The sequence below is a fragment of the Sporosarcina sp. E16_3 genome (assembly GCF_017347125.1).
Lineage (GTDB): Bacteria > Bacillota > Bacilli > Bacillales_A > Planococcaceae > Sporosarcina.
The window spans coordinates 46,158-72,639 of sequence record NZ_JADPRX010000016.1 but is presented as its reverse complement, the minus strand read 5'-3'; the positions used below and the strand labels follow the sequence as shown (position 1 = coordinate 72,639).

The 26,482-nt window shown below is 42.0% G+C and carries 24 protein-coding genes and 2 riboswitches; of the genes, 22 read left to right on the top strand and 2 right to left on the bottom strand.

Annotation, left to right across the window (positions count from 1 at the left end; all coding sequences use genetic code 11):
• Positions 1–40: 40 nt before the first annotated feature.
• Positions 41–505, bottom strand: a complete 465-nt coding sequence (locus I2483_RS11130; RefSeq protein WP_186672705.1) for an STAS domain-containing protein — start codon at positions 503–505, stop codon at positions 41–43.
• 107 nt (positions 506–612) lie between these two features.
• Positions 613–933 (bottom strand): thioredoxin family protein, encoded by a 321-nt coding sequence (locus I2483_RS11125; RefSeq protein WP_207175884.1) that lies wholly within the window; start codon positions 931–933, stop codon positions 613–615.
• 214 nt (positions 934–1,147) lie between these two features.
• Here I2483_RS11125 and I2483_RS11120 point away from each other — a divergent pair, with 214 nt between their 5' ends.
• The 22 genes from I2483_RS11120 to I2483_RS11015 all read left to right on the top strand — a co-directional run bounded on the left by I2483_RS11120 (position 1,148) and on the right by I2483_RS11015 (position 26,476).
• Complete coding sequence (locus I2483_RS11120; RefSeq protein ID WP_207175882.1) at positions 1,148–3,532, top strand: 3-hydroxyacyl-CoA dehydrogenase NAD-binding domain-containing protein; 2,385 nt, start codon at positions 1,148–1,150, stop codon at positions 3,530–3,532.
• Positions 3,533–3,565: 33 nt separating this feature from the next.
• Positions 3,566–4,741 (top strand): acetyl-CoA C-acetyltransferase, encoded by a 1,176-nt coding sequence (locus tag I2483_RS11115; RefSeq protein ID WP_207175880.1) that lies wholly within the window; start codon positions 3,566–3,568, stop codon positions 4,739–4,741.
• Positions 4,742–4,816: 75 nt separating this feature from the next.
• On the top strand, positions 4,817–6,604 hold the full coding sequence (locus I2483_RS11110) for an acyl-CoA dehydrogenase family protein (protein WP_186672696.1): 1,788 nt from the start codon (positions 4,817–4,819) through the stop codon (positions 6,602–6,604).
• 769 nt (positions 6,605–7,373) lie between these two features.
• The gene (locus I2483_RS11105; RefSeq protein ID WP_207175878.1) at positions 7,374–7,733 is read left to right on the top strand and encodes an arsenate reductase family protein; all 360 of its coding nucleotides are present in this window, start codon (positions 7,374–7,376) and stop codon (positions 7,731–7,733) included.
• A gap of 75 nt (positions 7,734–7,808) precedes the next feature.
• Positions 7,809–8,192 carry a glycine cleavage system protein GcvH gene (gene gcvH / locus I2483_RS11100; protein ID WP_067206310.1) on the top strand — a complete coding sequence of 128 codons (384 nt, stop codon included), beginning with the start codon at positions 7,809–7,811 and terminating at the stop codon, positions 8,190–8,192.
• A gap of 75 nt (positions 8,193–8,267) precedes the next feature.
• Positions 8,268–8,609 (top strand): toprim domain-containing protein, encoded by a 342-nt coding sequence (locus I2483_RS11095; protein WP_186672691.1) that lies wholly within the window; start codon positions 8,268–8,270, stop codon positions 8,607–8,609.
• Between the two features lie 14 nt (positions 8,610–8,623).
• Complete coding sequence (locus tag I2483_RS11090) at positions 8,624–8,923, top strand: thioredoxin family protein (protein WP_207175876.1); 300 nt, start codon at positions 8,624–8,626, stop codon at positions 8,921–8,923.
• Positions 8,924–8,976: 53 nt separating this feature from the next.
• Positions 8,977–9,082: riboswitch (SAM riboswitch) on the top strand.
• Positions 9,083–9,373: 291 nt separating this feature from the next.
• The gene (locus tag I2483_RS11085; RefSeq protein WP_207175874.1) at positions 9,374–10,399 is read left to right on the top strand and encodes a methionine ABC transporter ATP-binding protein; all 1,026 of its coding nucleotides are present in this window, start codon (positions 9,374–9,376) and stop codon (positions 10,397–10,399) included.
• Positions 10,392–11,060, top strand: a complete 669-nt coding sequence (locus tag I2483_RS11080; protein ID WP_186672685.1) for a methionine ABC transporter permease — start codon at positions 10,392–10,394, stop codon at positions 11,058–11,060. The genes I2483_RS11085 and I2483_RS11080 overlap by 8 nt, the downstream gene beginning before the upstream one ends.
• 68 nt (positions 11,061–11,128) lie before the next feature.
• Positions 11,129–11,989: a MetQ/NlpA family ABC transporter substrate-binding protein gene (locus I2483_RS11075; RefSeq protein WP_207175872.1), complete on the top strand. Its 861-nt coding sequence runs from the start codon at positions 11,129–11,131 to the stop codon at positions 11,987–11,989.
• A 73-nt stretch (positions 11,990–12,062) separates the two neighbouring features.
• A complete protein-coding gene (locus I2483_RS11070) occupies positions 12,063–12,932 on the top strand; it encodes a MetQ/NlpA family ABC transporter substrate-binding protein (RefSeq protein WP_186672682.1) in 870 nt (289 codons plus the stop codon).
• 150 nt (positions 12,933–13,082) lie between these two features.
• Positions 13,083–14,306 (top strand): dicarboxylate/amino acid:cation symporter, encoded by a 1,224-nt coding sequence (locus I2483_RS11065; protein ID WP_481886336.1) that lies wholly within the window; start codon positions 13,083–13,085, stop codon positions 14,304–14,306.
• Positions 14,307–14,555: 249 nt separating this feature from the next.
• A complete protein-coding gene (gene sufC, locus I2483_RS11060) occupies positions 14,556–15,335 on the top strand; it encodes a Fe-S cluster assembly ATPase SufC (protein WP_186672680.1) in 780 nt (259 codons plus the stop codon).
• A gap of 19 nt (positions 15,336–15,354) precedes the next feature.
• The gene (gene sufD, locus I2483_RS11055; RefSeq protein WP_207175868.1) at positions 15,355–16,662 is read left to right on the top strand and encodes a Fe-S cluster assembly protein SufD; all 1,308 of its coding nucleotides are present in this window, start codon (positions 15,355–15,357) and stop codon (positions 16,660–16,662) included.
• Complete coding sequence (locus tag I2483_RS11050) at positions 16,662–17,891, top strand: cysteine desulfurase (RefSeq protein ID WP_186672678.1); 1,230 nt, start codon at positions 16,662–16,664, stop codon at positions 17,889–17,891. The genes sufD and I2483_RS11050 overlap by 1 nt, the downstream gene beginning before the upstream one ends.
• A complete protein-coding gene (gene sufU / locus I2483_RS11045) occupies positions 17,881–18,321 on the top strand; it encodes a Fe-S cluster assembly sulfur transfer protein SufU (protein ID WP_186672677.1) in 441 nt (146 codons plus the stop codon). The genes I2483_RS11050 and sufU overlap by 11 nt, the downstream gene beginning before the upstream one ends.
• 22 nt (positions 18,322–18,343) lie before the next feature.
• The gene (gene sufB / locus I2483_RS11040; RefSeq protein WP_186672676.1) at positions 18,344–19,741 is read left to right on the top strand and encodes a Fe-S cluster assembly protein SufB; all 1,398 of its coding nucleotides are present in this window, start codon (positions 18,344–18,346) and stop codon (positions 19,739–19,741) included.
• A 911-nt stretch (positions 19,742–20,652) separates the two neighbouring features.
• Positions 20,653–21,516, top strand: coding sequence for a DUF72 domain-containing protein (locus I2483_RS11035; RefSeq protein WP_207175866.1), 864 nt, complete (start codon positions 20,653–20,655; stop codon positions 21,514–21,516).
• Positions 21,516–22,340 carry a sulfite exporter TauE/SafE family protein gene (locus tag I2483_RS11030; protein WP_207175864.1) on the top strand — a complete coding sequence of 275 codons (825 nt, stop codon included), beginning with the start codon at positions 21,516–21,518 and terminating at the stop codon, positions 22,338–22,340. Before I2483_RS11035 ends, I2483_RS11030 begins: the two co-directional genes overlap by 1 nt.
• A gap of 3 nt (positions 22,341–22,343) precedes the next feature.
• A complete protein-coding gene (locus I2483_RS11025) occupies positions 22,344–23,720 on the top strand; it encodes a bifunctional metallophosphatase/5'-nucleotidase (protein ID WP_207175862.1) in 1,377 nt (458 codons plus the stop codon).
• Between the two features lie 42 nt (positions 23,721–23,762).
• Positions 23,763–24,524, top strand: coding sequence for a sporulation protein YunB (yunB, locus tag I2483_RS11020; protein WP_207175860.1), 762 nt, complete (start codon positions 23,763–23,765; stop codon positions 24,522–24,524).
• Between the two features lie 55 nt (positions 24,525–24,579).
• A riboswitch (Lysine riboswitch) is annotated at positions 24,580–24,761 on the top strand.
• A gap of 143 nt (positions 24,762–24,904) precedes the next feature.
• Entirely contained in the window at positions 24,905–26,476 is a 1,572-nt protein-coding gene (locus I2483_RS11015; RefSeq protein WP_207175858.1) for a Na+/H+ antiporter NhaC family protein, read from the top strand.
• The last annotated feature ends 6 nt before the right edge of the window (positions 26,477–26,482 follow it).

Sequence of the window (26,482 nt, the reverse complement as noted above, 5' to 3'; positions counted from 1 at the left end):
TTTCACTAGGCACACCTCTCATAATGAAAAAATCACTTCATCAAAAAGAAGAAAGTGATTTGTCGTTTTCGGTTAGCAGAGTTTTTAATGAAGTTTTGAAGTTGATATAGGTTTCAATCTCCATGTGAATGCCAGCATGCACGATTTCTCTGACAATCCTTGGGTTAAAGCCGACAAAAATAGGGCGTACGCCCATTAGTTTCAACGTGTTATTCAGTTGGTCGATCTCGTTTGTAAGTATAGTAAAATCAAATTCCTTTACGTCATTGAGATCTACTCCAGTAAAATCGAATACTGCACAAATTGTATCCCTGTGGACTCCAACGTATTCGAGGACGCGTGTGCGGATCAAATTAAAACGATCTTGGCTAGTGTAGCCTGAAATCGGAACAAGAATTGTATTGTCGACAATTGAAGGAATGATTGGTGCTGCTGTGTCCAGTAGAACCTTTTCATAGGAAGCGATTTTAGATTTAAGTTGTTGGATTTCATTTTCGTAGTCCAATTAACGCACCTCGTTACCATTTTACCCTATTATACTTCAAATGGAAAAAAGGTGCATGAAAAACGGATAGACATGGGTCTATCCGTTTAGCTGGTGTTTCTATTCTATTATGCTTTTACGCCTTCAAGGAACTCAGTAACTTGTGCCGGTGATTTTGCGTTAGCGCTATGCAGATGCGCCTGCTTTTCACCGTTCTGGAAAATTAGAAGACTTGGAATGCCCATCACGTCATACTTATCTGCAACTTCTGGAAGTACGTCACGGTCGACGTCATACCATGTGTATTCAGCGTATTTCTCAACGATTGGATCGATAAACATATCCATGCGCCTGCAGTCAGGGCACCATCCTGCCTGGAATTTAACAAGTGCTTTAGAATCGCCGGAAATAATTTCATTGAACTGTTCAACTGTTGTAATTGGTTTCATATTATATATTAACCTCCTTTATATGGACAGTGTACAACGTAATCACTTTAGTGGGGTAACGATATGTTTCAGATAGGAAATTGAAAACTTTTAGATTTAAATATTGCGAAAACTAGCAATGTGTTTTACACTGATAGATATAGAAAAGGTTTTTATTTTTTTTGCCTATTAAATGAATGAGTGTTCATTCAAATGGAAAAGGGAGGCTTCGCAAGTGACTTATCAAATTAAAAAAGCGGCAGTTTTAGGTTCAGGCGTTATGGGTTCTGGTATTGCAGCTCATCTCGCTAATATAGGAATTCCGGTTTTACTTTTGGATATCGTTCCTGGAAAGGTAACGGAAGAGGAAGCAGCAAAAGGACTTACGCTTGAAGATGGCATTGTAAGAAATAAAATTGCAACAGGTGCTTTGCAGAAACTATTGAAACAAAAACCTGCACCCCTAACGAAGAAAAGTAATCTGTCTCTTATAGAAGCAGGGAACTTTGAAGATGATCTGGATAAATTAAAAGATGTTGACTGGGTTATTGAAGTGATTGTTGAAAATCTTGATGTTAAAAAAGGCTTGTATGAAAAAATAGATGCAGTTCGTAAACCGGGTACAATCATCACTTCAAATACTTCGGGTATAAGCATTGAAGCGATGGCGGAAGGTCGTACTGAAGATTTTCAAAAACATTTCATGGGCACACACTTCTTCAATCCACCGCGTTACTTGAAATTACTTGAGATTATTCCAGCGAGCACAACAGCACCGGAAGTACTTGAGTTCATGACTCGTTTTGGTGAGAATACCCTCGGTAAAGGAGTTGTCATTGCAAAAGATACACCGAACTTCATTGCAAACCGAATCGGTACATATGGCCTTCTTATCACGTTGCGTGAGATGGAGAAACGTGGTTATTCGATTGGGGAAGTTGACTCGGTCACTGGCACTTTGATAGGTCGTCCGACATCGGCAACATTCCGTACGCTTGACGTCGTTGGACTTGATACGTTCATGCACGTGGCGAAAAACGTGTACGACAAGACGGAAGGCGACGAGCAGAAAGTGTTTGAATTGCCACCATTCATGAAGAAAATGATTGATAACGGCTGGATTGGTGCTAAGGCAAAACAAGGATTCTATTTAAAAAAAGGGAAAGAGATTCTCGAGCTAGATACAGAGACATTTGACTACAGTCCTGCTAAAAAGTTGCAAACACCTTCTATTGAAATGGCTAAACAACAAAAAGGGCTCGCTAATAGAGTGAAAACGCTTGTGTATGCAGATGACCGTACTGGTGAAATTTTGTGGAATATCCTGTCACCGACATTGCTTTATTCTGCACAACTAAACGGTGAAATTGCAGATGATATCGTTGCAATCGACAATGCCATGAAATGGGGCTTTGGATGGCAGCAGGGGCCATTTGAAATCTGGGATGCAATCGGCGTAGCAAAATCTATTGAGAAGATGAAAGATGAAGGCGAGAAAGTTCCAGCATTCGTTCAAAGTTTGCTCGACAAAGGCTATGAAACTTTCTATAAAGAAGAAGACAGTGAACTTTACTTCTTCGATGGAGAAGATTACAAGCTTGTTCCTGTTAATGAAAAAGTAATTGACTTGAAACGCTATAAGCAAAAACATGGCGTTATTAAAAAGAATGCAGGCGCTAGCTTAATCGACCTTGGCGATGGCGTGGCACTTCTTGAGTTCCATTCACAATCGAATTCAATTGGTCCTGACATCATTCAAATGATCAATTTCGCTGTTGATGAAGTTGAGCAAAACTTTAAAGGGCTTGTCATTGGAAATCAAGGCAAAAACTTCTGTGTAGGTGCAAACCTAGGAATGATTCTTATGGAAGCGCAAGATGACAATATCTTTGAACTTGATTTCACTGTTCGCTCATTCCAAAATGCCATGATGAAAATCAAGTATTCCTCAAAACCTGTTGTTGCAGCACCATTTGCAATGACGCTAGGTGGAGGGACTGAGGTTTGTCTGCCGGCAGCACATATTCAGGCGTCAATGGAAACCTATATGGGGCTCGTTGAAGTCGGCGTTGGTTTGATACCAGGCGGTGGTGGAAACGTAGGGCTTTATACAAAACATTTAAAAGGATTGCCGAAGGGCGTCCATATTGACTATCAATTTGTTGCCAATAAAGTTTTCGAATCAATTGCGACTGCAAAAGTTTCCACATCGGGAGACGAAGCACGTGAAAATAACTTCCTCGATTTCGCAGATGGTATTAGTGTCAATGCAGATCACTTAATCTATGATGCGAAACAAGCAGCTATTGCATTGTTTGACATGGGTTATAAAGCACCTAAACGTGAGAAATTCCCCGTTACAGGTGATTCGGGTTATGCGACGATGCTTCTCGGAGCAGAGGGGATGTTCCTGTCTGGCTTTATCAGCGAACATGATCTGAAAATCGCGAAGAAGCTGGCGTTTGTTTTATCCGGCGGAAAAGTACCATACGGAACACTTGTTGACGAACAATATCTGTTGGATCTTGAACGTGAAGCGTTCCTTAGCCTTGTGGCGGAACCAAAATCACAACAGCGTATGCAGCACATGCTCGTAAAAGGCAAACCACTGCGCAACTAAGTTTGTATTGTATAGCAAAAAGGAGGAAATTCAATGCGTGAAGCAGTACTAGTAGCCGGTGCACGGACACCGGTGGGAAAAGCGGGTAGAGGTTCTCTTGTAACCGTACGCCCGGATGATTTAGGGGCACTTGTCATTAAAGAAACGTTGAAACGTGCGGGTGGCTATGACGGCCCAATTGATGACTTAATCATTGGCTGTGCGATGCCTGAAGCTGAACAAGGGATGAACGTTGCACGAAATATTGGTGCACTTGCAGGTCTTCCGGACACGACGCCTGCTATTACAGTAAACCGGTTCTGTTCATCTGGCCTTCAGTCAATTGCTTATGCAGCTGAGCGCATCATGCTTGGTCACTCGCAGGCGATACTTGCAGGCGGCGTCGAGTCAATGAGTATGGTACCGATGATGGGGAATACAATCAGACCGAATGCTCACTTAGCAGAAACGGCTCCACAGTATTATATGGGAATGGGTCACACTGCTGAGCAAGTTGCAGTAAAATACGGTATCACGCGTGAAGAACAGGATGCATTTGCCGTACTGTCTCATAAAAAAGCAGGTGCAGCGATTGCTGCCGGGAAATTCGATGATGAAATCGTCCCAGTCGAAGTCGTTAAGCGTTCTGTAGATGATAATGGTAAATATAGCGAGAAGAATTTCACATTTAAAATGGACGAAGGAGTCCGTCACGGAACAAGCGTAGAGGGATTAGCGAAATTGCGTCCGGCATTTTCAGTAACGGGTACTGTTACGGCAGGTAACTCCTCGCAAACATCAGACGGAGCGGGTGCAGTACTTGTGATGGACCGTGAAGTGGCAGAAGCGCAAGGCCTGAAGCCAATCGCGAAGTTCCTGTCATTTGCTGTAGGAGGCGTGCCACCTGAAGTGATGGGAATTGGACCAATTGTAGCCATTCCAAAAGCACTTAAAATTGCAGGGCTTTCTATTGAGGATATCGATGTATGGGAGTTGAACGAAGCGTTCGCGTCTCAGTCACTACAGGTTATCCGTCATTTAGGCCTTGATATGGATAAGGTGAACTTCAACGGTGGAGCAATCTCTTTAGGGCATCCACTTGGCGCAACGGGATCTATTTTAACGATTCGTATGATGAGTGAATTAAAACGTCAAGGGAAACAGTTCGGAGTCGTTACGATGTGTATCGGCGGCGGAATGGGTGCAGCCGGCGTGTTTGAGCTTTTGTAACACTAGTAAACAAACAGTGAAATTTATATTAATCGTGGACATTCACTCTCTTGAGAGTAAAAGGAGGAAACAACATTGACTGAATTAAAAACAAACGACCTGATTAAAGGTGGAGCATTCCTAACAGAAGACATTGAAGCAAGTCGGGTATTTACGCCTGAAGATTTTACTGATGAACAGAAAATGATTGCGAAAACAACAGAAGACTACGTGAAAAACGAAGTTCAACCTGTTGTGGAAAATCTTGAAAATCATGAATTCGAACACTCTGTAAGACTATTGAAATCTGCCGGGGATCTTGGACTTCTGGGAGCGGATGTACCTGAAGAATATGGCGGCCTTGGGCTCGACAAAATCGCGTCTGCACTTATCTCAGAAAAAATGTCTGTAGCAGGCGGATTCTCAATCACCCATGGCGCACACGTTGGTATTGGAACGTTGCCAATCGTCCTTTTCGGAAATGAAGAGCAGAAGCAAAAATACTTGCCGAACTCTGTATCAGGCGACAAAATTTCTGCATATGCACTGACTGAGCCAGGTTCTGGTTCGGATGCATTGGGTGCGAAGACAAATGCAAAGTTGAATGCTGCCGGAACACACTACATCTTAAATGGTGAAAAACAGTGGATTACGAACGCTGGATTTGCGGATATTTTCGTTGTTTACGCGAAAATCGATGGCGATAAATTCACTGCGTTTATCGTTGAAAAAGAATTCCCAGGTGTATCTGTCGGAGCTGAAGAGAAAAAGATGGGTATCAAATCATCATCTACTCGTACGCTAATCTTACAAGACGCAGAAGTGCCAGTTGAAAACCTGTTAGGTGAAATTGGTCGCGGACATATTATTGCGTTCAATATCTTGAATATCGGCCGTTACAAATTAGGAGTCGGCACAATGGGTGGATCTAAACGTGCGCTTGAACTTGCAATTACCTATACAAATCAACGTCAGCAGTTCAAAACGCCAATTTCTTCATTCAACTTGACGAAACAAAAGTTAGCAACGATGGCATCTAAACTGTATGCAGCTGAAAGCTTGATTTACCGTACAGTTGGCTACTTTGAAGAGCGTCAAAGCCAGTTGAGTGTTGAAGAGCAAAAAGACGGCAAAGCAATTGCGGCAGCAATCGCAGAATACGCAATCGAATGTTCGATCAATAAAGTCGTGGGATCTGAAGTATTGGATTACATCGCTGACGAAGCAGTACAGCTTCATGGCGGATATGGTTTCATGGCAGAATATGAAGTAGAGCGCATTTACCGCGATTCACGCATTAACCGTATTTTTGAAGGAACGAATGAAATCAACCGTCTGCTAGTGCCAGGCACGTTCCTGAAAAAAGCAATGAAAGGCGAATTGCCATTGCTACAACAGGCGCAAGCACTTCAAGCGGAACTTCTAATGATGATGCCAGAAGAAATCGGTGACGAAGCACTTGCACAAGAAAAAGTACTTGTTAAAAACGCCAAGAAAATCGGTTTGCTAGCTGCGGGTCTTGCCGCGCAACGTTTCGGCACGAAGCTAGAAGCTGAGCAAGAAGTACTTGTAAACATTGCAGACATCGCTAATAATGTCTTCGCAATGGAGTCTGCACTTCTACGTACAGAAAAAGCAATTGCGCGTAACGGGGAAGAAAAAGAACAACAGAAGATTCTTTACACACAAATCTTCTGTCAAGAAGCATTTGAGGATATTGAAAGAGATGCGAAAGAAACACTGATGGCAGCTGTTGATGGCGACAACCAGCGCATGATGATTTCTGCACTGCGTAAATTGACACGCTCAAATCCGTATAATATCATAGCGAAAAAACGTGAAGCGTCGGTTAAGCTGATCGAAGCGGAGAAGTATATCGTTTAATACGTTTGTTGAATAACCATATATTTGCATAAAACGCTGGCGAGAAGGGCTTGGAAATCGCTATTTTTCACTGGGTTATTTCCGGTTCGCTTTCGGCGAAATAATCACGACACTATTACTGAGGGAAAGGTGTGGCTAGAAGTGCTCCGTCACTTTTAGCCACACCTTTTTAGTTATCCTGTTGTGATTATTCGCCTGTCGCGTACCTACACTATTTAAGTGGAAAATGCAGTTTCTTTGGAAGAAAAGAATAGAAGACTTTCTATAAAGAGTGTAAGTGCCCGAAAATGAAATTTCGGGCACTCTAGTACGTAGTACAATGTGTTCCTTGCTTACTTTTAGCAAAGATTATGTGGGGTTCTATAAGAAGGTGACACCTCATTAAAAAAAATAGAGATACTATATAATCGTCACGATTAATTTAGAATTCTATAGAACCTATACTATTTCCCTTGTACGGCGAATGAATCTAGCGAAGGAGCGACAAGTGTGAGCCGGAGTAATGAGACCGACAGTGATCTTCTGGGGGGCTCATTACGGGAGGCCATCACCAAGCGACGAAGCGGTATTGGAAACTACTTCCTAGTAATAACCACAAAAAACTCCCTTGCTTTGCATTTGTTAAGTGCTAAGTACATATCAAGACATCCCGGTAATCGTATAGAAGTCATTCAATTCCAAAGCAATCAAAAGTCACCTATACATGGAACGCCCAATAGGTACCTGGACGTCTTTTCTGTTATAATGGCGAAAATGGAGGCGTTACGGTATGGGATTAATTTACTACGGTTATCCAAAGTGTGGAACATGCAGGAAAGCTAAGAAGTGGCTTGAGATGAACAACCTGGACTTCCAGGAAGTGAACATAGCAGAGGCTCCTCCTTCAGAAGAAGAGCTTGGGAAGATGATTGCGGCATCCGGACTGGAATTGAAAAAGTTTTTCAATGTCAGTGGGCTGAAATACAGAGAACTTAATTTGAAAGATAAATTACCCACAATGACAGATGAAGAGAAGATCAGCTTGCTATCATCTGACGGTATGCTGATTAAAAGACCGCTTGTTTTTGGAGACGGTAAAGTGACTGTTGGTTTCAAGGAAGATGAATTCGACAAAGTATGGGGTAACTAATTTCCTATCTTGTCTTTATCCAAGAAATATGACAGAATTGAAGAGAATGAAACTATTTATTTGGAGGGATACGGAATGAGCACACCAAAAGATCTGCGTTATTCTGAAGAGCATGAATGGGTAAAAGACGAAGGCGGTAACTACCGTATCGGTATTACACACTTTGCACAATCTGAACTTGGCGATATCGTATTCGTTGAACTTCCATCTGTCGGCGATGACATCAAAGCGGACGAGCCTTTCGGAAGCGTTGAGTCAGTTAAGACAGTATCTGAACTTTATGCACCTATCAGCGGTAAAGTCATTGAAGTGAACGAAGGACTTGAAGATAGCCCTGAATTCGTCAATGAATCACCGTATGAAAACGCATGGATGATCGTCGTTGAACCTTCAAATGTTTCTGAGCTAGACGAACTTATGTCAGCTGAAGCGTATGAAAAAATGACTGTCGGAGAATAACTAAAACAAGGCGCCGGTATTTTTCCGGCGTTTTTTGCATCTCTATATAGAACAGAGCAATAGAGGAGGCATCTTGTGTCGGATGAAAGAGTAATTATCGTTGAAGGTGGTTCGGATAAGAAGCGTTTGGCACGAATACTTATTGAGCCTGTCGAGATTATTTGTACGAACGGCACAGTAAGTCCTTATCGGCTTGAAGAGTTGCTTGCACCTTACGAAGAACATGAACTATTCGTCTTCGTTGATGCGGATGAAGATGGAGAAAAGACCCGCATATTATTCAAAAGAGAGTTCCCAGCGGCAATCCATTTGTACACGGAAAAGGTTTACCGAGAAGTGGAGACAACACCGTATAAAGTGTTAGCTACAATACTACAAGGTGCGAATTTTAAAATTCGACCGGAATTTCTAATTTAAAGGATGTAGAATTAATGGAAACTTGGACACGCGAACAATGGGAGACGGCTTTGAAAGGGTCTTCAGTAGCAGCGTTTTATTTATATACACCGATGTGTGGAACATGTGCGGTCGCTTCTAAAATGATGAACGTTATTAACGTCATGAGACCGGAAATACCAATTGGGAAAGCAGATTTGAATTATGTACAAAACATCGCAATTGACTATGAAATCGAAAGCGTTCCTTGCCTTCTTATACAAAAGGATGGCGTTGTAATCCATAAAATATATGCGTTTCAGTCAGTTCCGTATCTACTAGAAAAAATAGATTGACAACGGATGTATAGTACTGATATACTACGTATTAACATTCAATTGAATAGTCACTCTTATTAAGAGAGGTGGAGGGATAGTGCCCTGCGAAGCCCGGCAACCGTCACGAAAGTGAAATGGTGCCAAGTCACACAAAGCGTAAGCTTTGAAAGATGAGAGATTGGACAAACGTTTATTTTAATATAGCGTTAAGCCTTTCTGCCCGTCTGCAGGAAGGCTTTTTTGTATTCTAAAGGGATCGCAGCCAAAGAGCGCCGCGTCCTGCGGCAAAGGCTGCATGACCTGCCTCCTGCAGGCCCAAGCGGAAGGCGCCTGCTTAGATGCGACAGGCATAAGGCAGAACGGCGTAGCGGCGAACTACCGCATAGCTGGGCTGACTTATGACCCGAGCGTCTGGCGCCTGAAGCTAGACAGAGTTAGTAACAAAACAATTTTTTAGAGGTGAAATAGATGATTCATTTAACGGATATTAATAAAAGATTCGGTGAAGGGCCAGGAAGTATTTCTGCAGTCGAAAATGTATCGCTTGAAATTGCTGACGGTGAGATTTTTGGAGTCATCGGCTACAGCGGGGCAGGAAAAAGTACGTTGATCCGACTACTGAACGGTCTTGAAATGCCGACATCGGGCAGTGTGAAAATAGGAAGTCTAGAAATATCAGCAATCAAAGGTAAAGAACTGCGGGAAGCACGACAAAAAGTGAGTATGATTTTCCAACACTTTAACCTACTGTGGTCTAGAACAGTAAGGGAAAATATCGCTTTCCCTCTTGAAATAGCGGGTGTAGGAAAAGTCGAGCGTGAAAAGAAAGTGGCGGAATTGATTGAAGTAGTCGGTTTGAGTGGTCGTGAAAATGCGTATCCATCCGAATTGTCCGGAGGTCAGAAGCAGCGCGTAGGGATTGCCCGTGCGCTTGCAAACGACCCTGAAGTCCTTCTTTGTGACGAAGCGACTTCAGCCCTTGATCCAGAAACGACGGATTCGATACTTGATCTCTTAACGGGCATCAATGAACGACTTGGACTGACAATTGTTCTTATTACACATGAAATGCACGTTATCCGTAAAATTTGCCACAGAGTTGCAGTTATGGAAGCAGGGAAAGTTGTTGAGTTGGGGGATGTCCTTGATGTATTCCAATCGCCGAAGGAAGCGATTACGAAGCGATTTGTCTCTCAAGTGACAGAGCCAATAGAAGCGAAGCAGGCAATGGCGCATATTAAAGAAGAATTTCCTTCTGGAACGCTTATCAAGCTTGTTTTTGTAGGAGAGAAAACAGAGCAGCCTGTGCTCGCGAGTCTTATTCGGAAATTCACTGTCGATGTCAATATCGTTCAAGGGAATATTTCTCATACACATGGCGGAGCATACGGCACACTCATACTTCAGCTCCTTGGCGATTCGGTAATCATTGAGGAAGCAATTCACTATCTTCATGAAAATGATGTTCAGACGGAGGTGATCGGTAATGATTGAAAACCTTTTTCCGAATGTCGACTGGACTAAAATGTGGGAAGCAACAGTGGAAACACTTTATATGACTACAGTTTCGACAATCTTAACATTCGTTATAGGATTAGCACTTGGCGTTTTGCTCTTCTTATCTGGTCCCGGTCAACTGTGGTCGAATAAGTTGGTCAATATTATTTCAGGGGCATTCGTCAATATCTTTAGATCCATCCCGTTTATCATATTAATCATTTTGCTTATTCCGTTTACGAAATTTCTTCTTGGCACAATGCGCGGACCGGATGCAGCGATGCCGGCTCTTATTATTGGGGCGGCACCATTTTATGCAAGAATGGTGTTGATTGCATTACAGGAAATTGATAAAGGTGTAATTGAAGCTTCGAAGTCAATGGGAGCTAAAACGAGGACGATTATTTTTAAAGTCCTATTACCAGAATCAATGCCTGCACTTGTTTCGGGAATTACTGTAACGGCCATTGCACTCGTTGGGTATACCGCGATGGCGGGGATTATCGGCGCAGGTGGTCTGGGGACACTCGCGTACTTAGATGGATTCCAGCGTAGCCGTGAGGACGTTACACTTGTTGCAACAATCACTATTTTAATTATCGTCTTCATCATTCAATTCATCGGGGATTTCGCGGTGAGGAAATTTGACAAGAGATAATAGTAGTACAGTAACATCAGGCCTTGCCTGTAAATCATAAAAAACAGAGAAAAAGGGGAGAAATAATTATGAAAAAGCTTTTAGGGGGAATAGTATTAGCAGTACTGGTATTTGCATTGGCAGCTTGCGGTGCGAAAAACGACAGCGGCGATAAAAATGTAAGTAGTGAAGATAAAGCTGTCAAAGAAACAGTTGAAGAAACGAAAATCGTCATTGGTGCATCTAACACACCGCACGCAATTATTTTAGAAAAAGCAGCACCGATATTGAAAGAAAAGGGCATTGAACTTGTCATTGAAACATACCAAGATTATGTTTTGCCAAATAAAGATCTTGAATCTGGTGATTTGGATGCAAACTTCTTCCAACACATACCTTATTTAGACCAACAAGTAATTGACCATGGTTATAAGTTTGCGAATGCAGGGGCTATCCATATCGAACCGATGGCTGTGTACTCAACGAAATATAAATCAATCGAAGAACTTCCAGAAGGTGCTGTTATTATTTTTAGTAACTCAGTAGCTGAACATGGCCGTGTCCTATCTTTGCTAGAGTCAGCTGGGTTAATCAAATTGGCTGATGGAGTAGACAAAGTAAAAGCTGAAGTGAAAGATATTGTAGAAAACCCAAAAAATCTAAAGTTTGATGCGAATTACGAACCATCACTTTTACCGCAATTGTATAAAAATGATGAGGGTGATGCAGTTGTTATCAACGCAAACTATGCAATCGATGCAGGTTTGAATCCGGTTGAAGATTCGATTGCAATTGAAGCGACAGAATCTCCATATGCGAACATCATCACAGTAAGAGAAGGCGATGAAAATACTGAAGCGATCAAGACTTTGATTGACGTACTGAAATCGAAAGAGATTCAAGACTTTATTCTTGAAGAGTGGGGCGGCGACGTCGTTCCAGTTAAGTGATTTGATGATGAAAGTGGACAACCCGCTTTACCTGTCATCCAGATTAACATCATAGAAAAAGGGAGATTGTGAAATGAAAAAACTTATTACAGGAATTTTATTAGCAGTACTGGTACTTGCACTTGCAGCTTGCGGAACAGGAACAAAAAATGCGAGCGACAGTAATAATGTAAGCAAAGAAGACAATAACGATAGCAACGGGGAAAAAGAATTAACTAAACTTGTTGTCGGTGCTTCCAATACACCGCATTCAATCATCCTTGAACAAGCAAAACCGTTATTGGAGGAAAAGGGTTACGATCTTCAAATCGAAACCTATCAAGACTATGTGTTGCCGAATAAAGATCTTGAATCTGGCGACCTTGATGCAAACTACTTTCAGCACATTCCTTATCTAGAGTTGCAAATCAAAGATGCCGGATACGACTTTGTGAATGCAGGCGGTATCCATATTGAACCAATCGGTGTTTATTCGAAAAAGTATAAATCACTTGATGAACTTCCAAATGGTGCGACGATATTAATGAGTAGCTCAGTTTCGGATCACGGACGTGTGCTTGCAATGCTTGAATCAAAAGGACTTATCAAACTTGACGAAAGCATAGATAAAACAGCTGCTGAACTGAACGATATCGTTGAAAACCCTAAAAACATTAAATTTGATGCAAACTACGAACCTGGACTAATGCCGCAACTTTACGCAAATGATGAAGGTGATGCATTGTTGATCAACTCGAACTTTGCAATCGATGCGGGCTTGAATCCGATTGAAGATTCTATTGCAATCGAAGACGCGGATTCACCTTACGTAAATATCATCGCTGTTAGAAAAGGCGATGAAGATAAAGAATCGATCAAAGCATTGATTGAAGTATTGAAGACGAAAGAAATTCAAGACTTTATTATTAAAGAATGGGGCGGCACAGTCGTTCCGGTAAAATAAGTATGAAGAAAACTCCACCGATGATTATGAACTCGGTGGAGTTTTTCTGTTTTCCAATAGATGTTAATCACAAATAGATGTTCCAATAGCAAAAACATTATGGTATCGTTGTTTCTTAAATACATATAATTATCATAGGGGGATATGGTTTTGAAGCTCAAAATTGGTCTAATTTGGCGTATCATTATTGCCATTGCACTAGCGGTCGGACTCGGTTTAGTTATACCGAAAATTAGTGAGGGTTTTGCAGATTGGTTTGTCAGTCTTGCTGCTACATTCAATATGATTTTCGGTGGCTTTTTGAATTTTGTAGTACCACTAATCATTGTTGCATTTATCGCACCAGGAATTGCTAAGCTTGGTAAAGGATCAGGTAGACTTCTTGGTCTGGCGACAGGATTCGCTTACTTTTCGACAATCGTAGCCGGAATCCTTGCATTCTTTGCAGCAACGGCAATACTGCCTGGATTTATCGGAAGTATTGGTAATGATGATATTGAAAATGCGGGCAGAGCAGCGGCAGAATCATTTTTCACGATTGAAATGACACCGATAATGGGCGTTATGTCGGCACTTCTTCTAGCATTCGTTCTTGGAATCGGGATGGCTTCCATTGGTAGTAAATCAATGCTTGCTGTGTTTGATGAATTCAATGTGTTGATTGAAAAAGTGATTTCATTCGTCATTATTCCGCTTTTACCTTTCCATATTTTCGGGATATTCCTTAATATGACGTATACCGGTCAAGTTGCAAAAGTACTTTCTGTATTTGCGGTGGTGTTCGTTATGATTATCGGTCTTCACCTCGTTATGCTTACCTTGCAATATTCTGTTGCGGGAACGCTTACAAAACGCAATCCGTTCGGTCTAATGAAAATAATGGCACCTGCTTATTTCACTGCACTCGGGACGCAATCATCAGCTGCGACAATTCCGGTTACGCTGAGACAGGCGCGTGAAACAGGTGCGTCAGAGAAAGTAACTGGTTTTACAATTCCACTATTTGCAACGATTCACCTATCGGGAAGTACGATTACACTTGTATCTTGTTCGATTGGTGTCATGCTGATGAATGGAATGTCGGTTGAATTCAGTACGTACTTGCCGTTCATCTTCATGCTTGGTGTTACGATGATTGCAGCACCTGGAGTGCCAGGTGGAGCGGTTATGGCGGCACTTGGATTACTCAGCACAATGCTTGGTTTTGATGAAGGAATGGTTGCGCTGATGATCGCTCTTTACATGGCGCAAGATAGCTTCGGGACAGCAACAAACGTAACAGGCGATGGTGCACTCGCTATTATGGTTGATAGGTTTACGAAAAAAGATAATGCTGTTGCTGCTAAAACGAATCTAGAACCAGAACAATACTAATCAATAAGTTTTAAACCGGTACATTGTGTACCGGTTTTTTGAATTGTGTGGATTCTCATTAAGGATTTGACAATTGAAAATGAGTGAAGACTTGAAAAATGGATGCATACAAGTCTTGAATTAAGGGCATTCCTTTCTAATGAAACGATTCTCAATGATTTGCAAGGCAATGCTTTATGCGTTAAGATTAGAATGATACTAAATTGAGAATGGATATCCGTTCATCTTTATTATATTGGAGGTATTGGAATGGCTACTTTAGAAATTAAAGACCTTCACGTTGAAATTGAAGGCAAGAAAATATTAAAAGGCGTCGATTTGACGATCAATACAAATGAGATCCACGCAATCATGGGTCCAAATGGTACAGGTAAATCTACACTCGCGCAAGCGATTATGGGGCATCCCAAATATGTTGTGACATCCGGTACAATCACACTTGATGGTGAAGATGTACTTGAAATGGCAGTGGACGAGCGCGCTAGAGCGGGTATCTTCCTTGGCATGCAATATCCAAGCGAAATTACAGGCGTTACAAACGCTGACTTCCTTCGTTCTGCAATTAATGCGAAACGTGAAGAAGGCGACGAAATTTCATTGATGAAATTCATCCGTGAACTTGATAGTAAAATGGAATTCCTTGAAATGGACGAAGACATGGCTACACGTTACTTGAACGAAGGTTTCTCAGGTGGAGAAAAGAAACGTAACGAGATTCTTCAGCTTACAATGTTGAAGCCTAAATTTGCAGTGCTTGATGAAATTGACTCTGGTCTTGATATCGATGCATTGAAAGTTGTTTCAAAAGGCATCAACGAAATGCGCGGAGAAGAGTTTGGTTGCCTAATCATCACTCATTACCAACGTCTTCTTGACTACATTACGCCAGACAAAGTTCACGTTATGATGCAAGGTAAAGTTGTTAAATCCGGTGGAGCTGAACTAGCACATAAACTTGAAGAACAAGGATATGACTGGATTAAAGAAGAACTTGGCATCGAAGACGAAACTGTCGGGCTGGAAGTTTAAGAAAGGAGGACGATTCAAAATGACGGTTGAAACAAAGATGGCATTAACCGAACAGGACGTCCGTTCCTATTCCGCTAAGATGAATGAAGCAGATTGGATGGCGGATTTCCGTGCAGACGCATTAGTGAGAGCGGAACAGCTTCCAATGCCAAAACCAGATAAAACGAAAATTGACAAATGGAACTTTACTGAATTCCCTACCCATACGGTAGAGAGTACTGTGTATGCTTCATTGGACGAGCTTTCTGAAGAAGCGCGTGCACTTGTTGATAAAGAACAACAGAACAGCATTTATGTACAACACAATAACACACCCGCTTACTTGTTTTTATCTGAAGAGTTGAAAGCGAAAGGCGTCATCATGACAGATATTTTCACAGCATCACGTGAACATAGTGATCTTATGAAGAAGTATTTCATGACAGACGGTGTGAAGGTAGACGAGCATAAACTGACTGCACTTCATGCAGCACTTATAAATGGCGGCGTTTTCGTATATGTTCCGAAAAATGTTGTTGTCGAAGAGCCAATTCAAGTGTTGTTTTTACATGATGATGAACAAGCTTCACTCTTTAACCACGTTCTTATTGTGGCAGAAGCGAATAGTTCAGTAACGTATGTCGAGAACTATTTATCGACTGTAGAAGAAGCAAAAGGATTAGCTAATATCGTTTCTGAAGTATTCACAGGTGATAATGCACAAATTACTTACGGTGCGGTTGATGTACTTGCGAAAGGATTTACAACCTATGTGAATCGTCGTGGAGTTACAGGACGCGATAGCCGTATTGATTGGGCACTTGGACTGATGAATGACGGAGATACGATTTCTGAAAATATTACACATCTTGTTGGTAACGGATCTCATTGTGACATGAAGACAGTTGTTGTTGGACGCGGTAAACAGCGCCAAAACTTCACAACTGAAATCGTGCACTGGGGTATGGATACAGAAGGATTCATCTTGAAACACGGTGTTGTGAAAGAAGAATCTACATGTATCTTTAACGGTATCGGAAGAATCGCAAAAGGTGCAACAAGAGCGAACGCTGTCCAAGAGTCACGCGTCCTTATGTTGAGTGAAAGGGCACGCGGAGACGCAAACCCAATTCTACTTATCGATGAAGACGATGTAACAGCAGGCCATGCGGCATCGGTTGGTCGTGTTGATCCAATGCAATTGTTCTATTTGATGAGCCGTGGAATTAAACAGCAGGAAGCAGAACGTCTTGTCATCCATGGTTTCCTTGCGCCAGTTGTCAGCAAATTGCCGATTGAAGGCGTTAAGAAACAATTGACGGAGGTTATCGAAAGGAAAGTGCGCTAATGCTCAGTACAGACATCCGCAAACATTTCCCTATATTGGACCAAGAAATAAACGGCCATCCGCTTGTTTATCTAGATAGTGCCGCGACTTCACAAAAGCCGCGGCAAGTAATAGAAGCCATCAGCAACTATTACGGCCTTGATAACTCGAATGTCCACCGCGGCGTGCATACGCTTGGAAATCGTGCGACAGAAGGATATGAAGGGGCGCGCGAAAAAGTGCGCAACTTCATCAATGCGAAGTCGACGGAAGAAATCATATTCATGCGCGGTACGACAACGGCTTTAAATACAGTTGCGCAAAGTTATGGACGGGCGAATGTCGGTGAAGGTGATGAAATCGTCATCACGTACATGGAACACCATTCAAACATTATTCCATGGCAGCAGCTGGCAAAAGAAAAAGGGGCAGTGTTGAAGTACGTTGACCTTGAGGAAGACGGCACACTATCACTTGAAAAGGTCCGAGAAGTTATTACAGACCGGACTAAAATCGTGTCAATCATGTACGTATCGAACGTACTTGGTACGATGAACCCGATTAAAGAAATTGCTGAAATTGCACATGCACATGGAGCTGTCATGGTTGTAGATGGTGCGCAAGCTGCGCCACATCTAAAAATCGATGTACAGAAACTAGATTGTGACTTTTTCGCTTTTTCAGGACACAAGATGTGCGGTCCGACCGGCATTGGCGTCCTTTACGGGAAAAAAGAGTTACTCAACAACATGGAGCCAATTGAGTTCGGTGGCGAAATGATTGATTTCGTTGGTTTGTACGAATCGACATGGAAAGAGCTTCCTTGGAAGTTTGAAGGCGGTACACCAATAATCGCAGGTGCGATTGGTCTGGGTGCTGCAATCGATTTTCTTGAGGAGATCGGACTAGATAACATTGAACGGCATGAACACGAACTTGCTGGATATGCAATGGAACGGATGTCGGAAATAGACGGACTATCCATTTACGGTCCACTCGATCCTGAAAAACGTGCCGGGCTTGTTACTTTTAATCTGAACGATGTCCATCCACACGACGTTGCAACCGTGCTCGATATGCATGGTATTGCCGTCAGAGCAGGTCACCACTGTGCTCAGCCGCTTATGAAATGGCTCGATGTATCATCCACGGCACGTGCCAGCTTCTATATTTATAATACAGAAGCTGACGTTGACCGCTTAGTGGACGGACTCCGTATCGCAAAGGAGTATTTTGCAGATGTCTACTAATAAATTAGATCAGCTATATCGCTCGGTCATCATGGACCATTATAAAAATCCTAGAAACAAAGGCGTCATCGAAGAAAGTAGCATAACTGTCGATATGAATAATCCGACATGTGGAGATGTGATCCATCTGACACTACAAATAGATGATGGCATTGTTCAAAATGCAAAATTCGAAGGCGACGGCTGTTCAATTTCAATGGCATCCGCGTCGATGATGACGCAGATTGTTAAAGGGAAAAAAGTGGATGAAGCATTAAAAGCTGCCTCTGTTTTTTCAGACATGATGCTCGGGAAAGATGTTGACGACTCCATCGACCTAGGTGATATTGAAGCACTTGCGGGAGTATCGAAATTTCCTGCCCGCATCAAATGTGCAACATTGGCATGGAAGGCGATGGAAAAGGGAGTCGGAAATGACTCCGAACAGTAACTAAAAGGACGGAGGAATAGTAATGGCTAAAATAATGCCGGATATCGGCGATTACAAATATGGGTTTGCTGATAAAGACGTTTCCATTTTCCGTTCGGAACGTGGTTTGACGAAGGAAATCGTTGAAGAAATCTCAGGTATGAAGAACGAACCTCAATGGATGCTAGACTACCGCCTAAAATCATTGGAAATGTTCTACAAAATGCCAATGCCACAATGGGGTGGAGATCTAAACTCCCTTAAATTTGACGAGATTACTTACTATGTTAAACCTTCTGAAGGAGCGGAACGCTCATGGGATGAAGTACCGGAAGAAATCAAGCGTACGTTTGATAAACTTGGTATTCCTGAAGCTGAACAAAAATACCTTGCAGGTGTTTCTGCACAATACGAATCTGAAGTTGTTTACCATAATATGAAACAGGAACTTGTGGACCTTGGAATTGTGTTTAAAGACACGGATTCAGCACTTAGGGAAGACGAAGAACTTTTCAGAAAATATTGGGGAACAATCATTCCGAACTCGGATAACAAGTTTGCTGCATTGAACTCGGCTGTATGGTCGGGCGGTTCGTTCATCTATGTACCACCGGGCATTAAAGTAGAGACTCCGCTTCAGGCCTATTTCCGTATCAACTCGGAAAACATGGGTCAGTTCGAGCGTACTATGATTATTGTTGATGAAGGAGCAAGCGTCCATTACGTTGAAGGATGTACTGCACCTGTTTATACAACGAACTCACTACACAGTGCTGTCGTTGAAATCATTGTTAAAAAAGATGCGTATTGCCGTTATACAACAATCCAGAACTGGGCAAATAACGTTTACAACCTTGTTACGAAGCGTGCAGTTTGTGACGCAAACGCAACAATGGAATGGATTGACGGGAACATCGGCTCTAAATTGACGATGAAATACCCTGCAATCATTCTTAAAGGCGAAGGCGCTCGTGGTATGACACTTTCTATTGCATTAGCAGGAAAAGGTCAGCATCAGGATGCTGGAGCGAAAATGCATCACCTTGCACCAAATACGTCATCTACAATCGTGTCGAAATCAATTTCACAACATGGTGGTAAAGTAACGTATCGCGGAATCGTTCACTTCGGACGTAAAGCGGATGGCGCACGTGCAAACATTGAGTGTGACACGCTTATTATGGATGAATTGTCGACATCTGACACGATTCCATATAATGAAATTCTAAATGATAACATTTCACTTGAACACGAAGCGAAAGTTTCTAAAGTATCAGAGGAGCAGCTTTTCTACTTGATGAGCCGTGGAGTTCCTGAGCTTGAAGCAACTGAAATGATCGTTATGGGCTTCATCGAACCATTCACAAAAGAATTACCGATGGAATATGCTGTAGAAATGAACCGTCTTATCAAGTTCGAGATGGAAGGTTCAATCGGGTAATAGCTATATCGGAAAACCGGCCACCAGTGCCGGTTTTTTCGTCTTTACATATATAGTCGGCCACACCCTAGTCGTTACGTGTATAGTTGCTTTAGGTCGCTTTGGATTTGAATGACTTCTATACGATTACCGAGATGTTTGGATGTGTAGGGATGCGGCTTTGTCGCATCCCTACACACTTTTTTCGATAATCGTATGGTTGCTCTTCATCCGTCGCGCTCCAAATGCATTAGTACACGAAGTGCTGAATATTTTTGGGACGAAGAAATAGCATGCTCCTTACCTGGATAAAAGCCGCCAAAGATGCAATTTTGGCGGCTGAATCTTTCTTTATGGTTTTTCCTTTTTTACTAGTAAAGAAGCGTCACTATCTAGTAGGCATCACATAATTAGCTGCATACTCTTTGCTAAAAGTAAGTAAGGAACACATTGTACAAAGTACTAGAGTGCCCGAAATTGTATCTTCGGGCACTTACACTCTCTATGGAAAGTAATCTATTCATCTGTTCCAAACAACTGTATTTTTCACTTGAACATTGTAGGTACGCGGCAGGCAACAAAACGCAACAGGATGACCAAAAAGGGTGTGCTAGGAATGACAAAGTCATTTCTAGCCACACATGCCTTTTGGTAAATCTGTCGAGATTATTACGCCGAAAGCGAACCGAAAATGATCCAGTGATCTTCTGACGGGCTTATTGTGTGAGGCCATCGCCAAGCGGCAAAGTGATGTTGGGGAACATTCTATTTGTTAAGTGCCGACTAAATAAAAAGAATAGTTTGAGGTTGTAGAGTTTATCCCGCATTAACGGGCAGTAAGACTTCCACTAATTGAAGACTAACTGTACCAAATCTGTTGTCCAGATATGTTAATATAGATAGTATCGATTCAATTGAAAGGTGGCGGAAGGATGATCCAAATTGGATTAACTGGTTGGGGCGACCATCCGGATGTCTACGACTCCTCCTCTTCAAAGAAAGAAAAACTAATTGATTATAGTGCATACTTTCCAATCGTTGAACTAGATGCTACTTTTTATGCCATTCAGTCGGAGCGCAACATTCGCAAGTGGATTGAAGAAACGCCCGATAACTTCAAATTTGTCGTCAAGGCATACCAAGGTATGACCGGGCATCATCGGGGGGAACTCCCATATGCATCTGTGGATGAAATGTACAATCTTTTCCGGCTATCGATTACACCACTTCAAGAAGCAGGCAAACTTGCGATGATTCTTGTCCAATTCCCTCCATGGTTTGATTGTACAAAAGAGCATGTTGCGCAAATTCGCTTCGTCTGCGCTAATTTGGATGGATTCGATATTGCAATTGAATTTAGGCATCAGTCATGGTATACACCCAAATTTCAACCAGGGACCTTGTCTTTTTTGAAAGAACTAAACGCCATCCACTCGGTGTGCGATGAACCACAAGCAGGACAAGGAAGTATTCCACTGGTAGCCAATTCAACTCGTCCAGATAAGGTGCTGCTTAGATTGCACGGTCGTAATATAGCGGGGTGGCGCAACACAACGGGTGATGGTGAAGCATGGCGTAAAGTTAGATATCTGTATAACTACAATGATACTGAGCTGAAAGAGATTCAGTCAGTGGTCCAAAAACTTAAAAATGAGACTGATGAAGTCTACATCATTTTTAACAATAACTCCGGCGGACATGCAGCACAAAATGCAAAACGTTTTCAAAAAATGCTTAACATCAACTATGAAAGTCTGACGCCGAAGCAGCTCGACTTTTTTGAAGGAGAATGGTAATGGAATTTATCTTATTGGCCGTTATCGGTCTAGCAGCAGGAATTGTCGGGGCGCTTGTCGGATTAGGTGGCGGTATCATTCTGGTACCAGCGACACTTTTCGTTGGCATCAATCTTGGTTTAATCGATGGAATTACACCGCAAACAGTCGTTGGGCTTTCTGTTGTCATGATGATTTTTACGGGGTTAGCGTCAACACTCTCTTATATGAAGACAAAAACAATTGATTTTAGAAGTGGGTTGATCTTTTTCTTAGGAAGTGCTCCCGGGACTCTTTTTGGTGCATTTGTGAATAAAGGGCTCGACCTGCCATCATTCAATCTCTATTTTGGTATTTTACTTATTCTATTATCGACACTTCTTCTGGTTCGTAAGTATTTGAAACCGGTCAACTGGTTTGTCAATCATGGTAAAAAGAGAACTTTCACAGATAATACAGATCAGACTTTTATTTATGGTTACCCTGTTTGGTTCGCATTATTGCTGACATTTGGCGTTGGGTTTGCATCGGGTCTTTTCGGCATTGGCGGAGGTTCGATAATCGTACCAGCGATGATCCTTCTTTTCTTATTTCCACCGCATGTTGCGGTCGGTACATCCATGTTCATGGTATTCTTATCGGCTCTTGTCAACTCAATCACGCATATCTCTCTTGGCAATGTGCCGTGGCTTTATACGATTCCAGTCATTCCAGCCGCCTATATTGGTGCTAAGATAGGTGCTCACCTAAATCAAAAGATGAAATCCGAGACGCTTGTTGTTGCACTGCGAGTTATCTTACTATTACTTGGAATCCGATCAATTATTGACGGACTTATGGGGTGACATATGAATCACGGGACTGAAACAATTCATTTCTATCATACGAATGATATTCATAGTCATTTTGAAAGTTGGCCGCAAATCAGTCGATTTCTTTGTGACGAAAAACGTAAGCATTCAATAGAAGGAGATGCTTGCTACCACTTCGACATGGGTGATCATGTTGATCGTTCCCATCCTTTTACGGAAGGGACAAAAGGGCAAGGGAATATCCGTTTGTTGAATGAAGCGGGCTATGACGCTGTTACGATTGGTAACAACGAAGGAATTACAATGTCAAAAGAGGCATTGTCTGCTCTCTATGAGGATGCCAAGTTTGATGTTATCTTGAGTAATTTATTCGAAGAAGATGGTAGCCGACCAAAATGGTTATTGCCTTATACAATCTATGTCACAGAGCTAGGTACGAGAATTGGTATTATAGGGGCTACGGCAGAATACAAAGCCTTCTATTCGAAGTTAGGTTGGCAAATAACACCGCCCCGTGAAAATTTAAAACTTGTTGCTGAAAGCATTGCAGATGAAACGGATATGATTGTTTGTCTATCACATATGGGGATTCATGAAGATGAATTGCTTGCTGTAGAATGCCCCGAAATCGATATCATTTTCGGTGCGCATACGCATCATCTTTTTCATGAAGGCAAATTGATAGGTAACACCCTTTTGGCTGCAACAGGTAAATATGGCGAATATGTGGGGCATGTAACCGTGAAATTTAACGCGGATACAAAAGAAGTTTTACAAAAGACTGCACAACTTGTCAGGGCAGATTCAGTTAATAGCAATGAAGAGGATATTGAAAAAGTAAATAAGCTAATCAAAATGGGAAAACAAGCGATGGAGGAACAAGTTTTTTATAATCCTTCTCATTTATCCCAAAATCTATTTGATGGTAGTCCGCTGTCCTCTTTCTTTGGCAGGGCCCTCATTGCGTACTCGCAAGCGGATTGTGCCATGTTTAACGCAGGGATCTTTTTAGGTAGCCTAGATAAAGGTTGGGTGACAAAAGAGGATTTACACTCACTTCTACCTCATCCAATCAATTTATGTCTTATTACACTGGATGGATCAGAATTAAAAGATGTTTATGAGCTGTCGTTAACGAAAGAGTGGCCGCAAATTGAAATCAAAGGGCTTGGTTTCCGAGGAACTATAATGGGTGCAATGATTCACGAAAGACTGTATAAAAATAGATATGGTCAGCTTTTTGCGGGGAATAGGGAAGTTGTAGCAGGTGAAAAATACACACTTGCAACACTGGATATGTTCACGTTCGGTTTTTTCTTCCCATCGCTTAAACATGCAGAAATTGAGTACTTTATGCCCGAGTTAATCAGGGATATTGTTGGTTGGTACGGAACTATACTATTCAAAGAATGAACGACTTCCTCCTTGCATAATGTATAGCAGGAGGGAGTCGTTTTGAGATTTAATGGCCAGGTCACTAGAAAGTCTAGGAAAAAGAAACGTAAACTGTTACCCCTTCTTATTCCTGCGTTTATTATCGCGATTGCCCTTTTTATATATTTTATCAATGCGAGGCTTACTCCGATTTATGTTGACTATGCAGAGGTACAAACACAAAGAATCGCATCTCATGTTATCAACAAAGCCATCAATTCACGGACTGTCAATGTCCTTGACGTCAATGATATTATCGTGAATGTCCCGAATGATTCTAAGGGAATGATTAAATTCAACACAGAAATAATCAACAGAGCATCAGCAGAGATACATGGTCTTGTCGAGGCCCACCTTCAACAGGCTGAATCGGGAAATCTAGCAATATTACCAACAGAAGAGATCGAATTTGACCCGCAAGCGATGGAAAGTGGCGAGGGAGTTGTCTTTTTTGTCCCTCTTGCTCAAGCGGCAAATATTCCATTACTAGGGAACTTGGGGCCGAAAATACCGATTCGTTTCCATGTCATAGGTCAAGTTCAGTCGACAATAGATACAAAAATAAGTGAATTTGGTATTAACAATGCTCTTGTTGAAGTGAATATACTATTGACAGTAAATGTCCAAATCATTGTCCCGCTTGCAACAAAGCAAAGTGTAGTGACACAAAGAATACCAGTAGCTATGGGTCTTATCCAATCAACTGTGCCACAAATCTATACGACTGGTAGTGGGAATCCGCCATCAGTTGAAGTTCCTGCCCCTCCCGTGAAAGAGGAATGACAAGGGACTTGAAAATGCTGTGGATAACTGATAGGCTAGTAAAGGATTGAAATATCGATTGGGTAGAGGCTGCATTGCTTATTAGTCACACACGCGAGATTGACACCGATGACCGTGTGTAAAAGGAAGCTTTGCCGAAGTTTGGTAGGATTGTCAGGATCTATCAAACTGGGGTTATTCCGAATAGGGATAACACTGTCATACATCTTTGAACATGTATGATGAGCTACAAGTCGTGAGTTAGATAAGCAGTATTAGTTATCCAACAAACGAAACGTAGATAAAGCCGGCTCCTGATGCACTCTGCTGAGTGTAGTTAGTAGCCGTATTTTTATTCCCCCTATACAGGGCCTCAACCCGACTAAATGGAGGAATAGTAGATGATAGGAACATGGGTATCAATTTTACCACCACTAATCGCAATTATTATGGTGTTTGCAACTAAGCGAGTGCTGTTGTCGCTCGGAACAGGAATAGTCTCAGGCGCATTACTCACGGCGTCATTCGGACCTGTCGAATCGCTGAAGAACTTATGGGAATCGGTCAAGGCTACATTTTGGGATGGTGGACTTAATACAGGAAATATTTATATTATCCTTTTCATTCTTCTATTAGGAGTTATCACTGCATTTGTTAGTTTGTCTGGGGGAAGCCGGGCATTTGCAGAATGGGCAGTGCGTCATATCAAAACAAAACGCGGTGCAAAATTACTCACGGTGTTTCTCGGTATTGCTATTTTCGTGGATGATTATTTTAATGCATTGGCAGTGGGGCAAATTGCTCGGCCGATTACAGATCAGCATCGCGTTTCCAGAGCGAAATTGGCTTATTTAATTGACTCCACGTCAGCACCGATTTGTGTCATTTCTCCTATCTCCAGTTGGGGCGCTTTTTTAATCGGGCAACTTGCACTAATATTTGGCGGCGCTGCAGCAATTAGCTATTCGCCACTATCTGCCTTTGTCATGATGGCGCCTATGAATTTTTACGTTATCGCAACACTTGCAATGGTATTTTTCCTTGCATGGACGAATTTCGATCTATTCGAAATGAAAAAACATGAACAGCGTGCGACAGAAACAGGTCAATTGTTTGATCCTGATAAAGTTATTCCAGGTCAGCTGAAAGAGGAATTCCCTGTACATGCACATGGTCGCGTTCGGGATTTGGTCGCACCAATCGTTACACTAGTTGCAGTGACATTTGCAGTGATGGTTTGGACAGGTTATAAAGCGGGCGGATCAATGAACGTTTTGTCGATTTTTGAAAATACGAATGTCTCTCTTGCATTACTATCTGGTGGGATTTTCGCCACGCTGATAGCGGTAGTATTATATATGCAACAGATGAAAAATAATGAAACGGCAAGCTATTCTCTTATTGGCAGTGCCTTTACAAATGGATTGAAAGCAATGATGCCACCTGTACTGATTCTTATTTTTGCGTGGTCATTATCTTTCTTGATTGGAAAACTGGAAACAGGTCTATATTTATCAGAGCTTGTACTGAAATCAAATATACCGGTTTCATTCCTGCCAGTCATCATGTTTATCCTTGCTGGTATTATGGCCTTCTCAACAGGAAGCTCATGGGGATCGTTTGGTATTCTTATGCCGATTGCAGGAACCATAATGATTGACGCGGCACCAGAAATGTTACTACCTGCGCTTGCAGCAGTTCTTGCAGGAGCGGTTTTCGGTGATCACTCTTCACCGATTTCTGACACGACGATTCTATCATCTACAGGTGCAGGATGTAACCATATTGATCATGTTTCGACACAGTTTCCGTATGCGCTGATTTGTGCTGTAGTAGCTACATTGGGCTATATCATACTGGGTATTACGGGGTCCATATGGATTGGTCTAGTTGGTGTCATTGTTATTCTTGTAGTATTGTTTTCTATGTGGACGATGAAAGCTAGAAAAAACGTAGGACAGCAGTCTTTATAATAGTAA

Excerpts from the sequence above, each read along its gene's own strand:
- I2483_RS11125 (WP_207175884.1), bottom strand. The coding sequence starts at position 933 with ATGAAACCAATTACAACAGTTGAACAGTTCAATGAAATTATTTCCGGC.
- I2483_RS11115 (WP_207175880.1), top strand. The coding sequence starts at position 3,566 with ATGCGTGAAGCAGTACTAGTAGCCGGTGCACGGACACCGGTGGGAAAA.
- I2483_RS11105 (WP_207175878.1), top strand. The coding sequence starts at position 7,374 with ATGGGATTAATTTACTACGGTTATCCAAAGTGTGGAACATGCAGGAAA.
- gcvH (WP_067206310.1), top strand. The coding sequence starts at position 7,809 with ATGAGCACACCAAAAGATCTGCGTTATTCTGAAGAGCATGAATGGGTA.
- I2483_RS11090 (WP_207175876.1), top strand. The coding sequence starts at position 8,624 with ATGGAAACTTGGACACGCGAACAATGGGAGACGGCTTTGAAAGGGTCT.
- I2483_RS11085 (WP_207175874.1), top strand. The coding sequence starts at position 9,374 with ATGATTCATTTAACGGATATTAATAAAAGATTCGGTGAAGGGCCAGGA.
- I2483_RS11080 (WP_186672685.1), top strand. The coding sequence starts at position 10,392 with ATGATTGAAAACCTTTTTCCGAATGTCGACTGGACTAAAATGTGGGAA.
- I2483_RS11075 (WP_207175872.1), top strand. The coding sequence starts at position 11,129 with ATGAAAAAGCTTTTAGGGGGAATAGTATTAGCAGTACTGGTATTTGCA.
- I2483_RS11070 (WP_186672682.1), top strand. The coding sequence starts at position 12,063 with ATGAAAAAACTTATTACAGGAATTTTATTAGCAGTACTGGTACTTGCA.
- sufC (WP_186672680.1), top strand. The coding sequence starts at position 14,556 with ATGGCTACTTTAGAAATTAAAGACCTTCACGTTGAAATTGAAGGCAAG.
- sufD (WP_207175868.1), top strand. The coding sequence starts at position 15,355 with ATGACGGTTGAAACAAAGATGGCATTAACCGAACAGGACGTCCGTTCC.
- I2483_RS11050 (WP_186672678.1), top strand. The coding sequence starts at position 16,662 with ATGCTCAGTACAGACATCCGCAAACATTTCCCTATATTGGACCAAGAA.
- sufU (WP_186672677.1), top strand. The coding sequence starts at position 17,881 with ATGTCTACTAATAAATTAGATCAGCTATATCGCTCGGTCATCATGGAC.
- sufB (WP_186672676.1), top strand. The coding sequence starts at position 18,344 with ATGGCTAAAATAATGCCGGATATCGGCGATTACAAATATGGGTTTGCT.
- I2483_RS11035 (WP_207175866.1), top strand. The coding sequence starts at position 20,653 with ATGATCCAAATTGGATTAACTGGTTGGGGCGACCATCCGGATGTCTAC.
- I2483_RS11030 (WP_207175864.1), top strand. The coding sequence starts at position 21,516 with ATGGAATTTATCTTATTGGCCGTTATCGGTCTAGCAGCAGGAATTGTC.
- I2483_RS11025 (WP_207175862.1), top strand. The coding sequence starts at position 22,344 with ATGAATCACGGGACTGAAACAATTCATTTCTATCATACGAATGATATT.
- I2483_RS11015 (WP_207175858.1), top strand. The coding sequence starts at position 24,905 with ATGATAGGAACATGGGTATCAATTTTACCACCACTAATCGCAATTATT.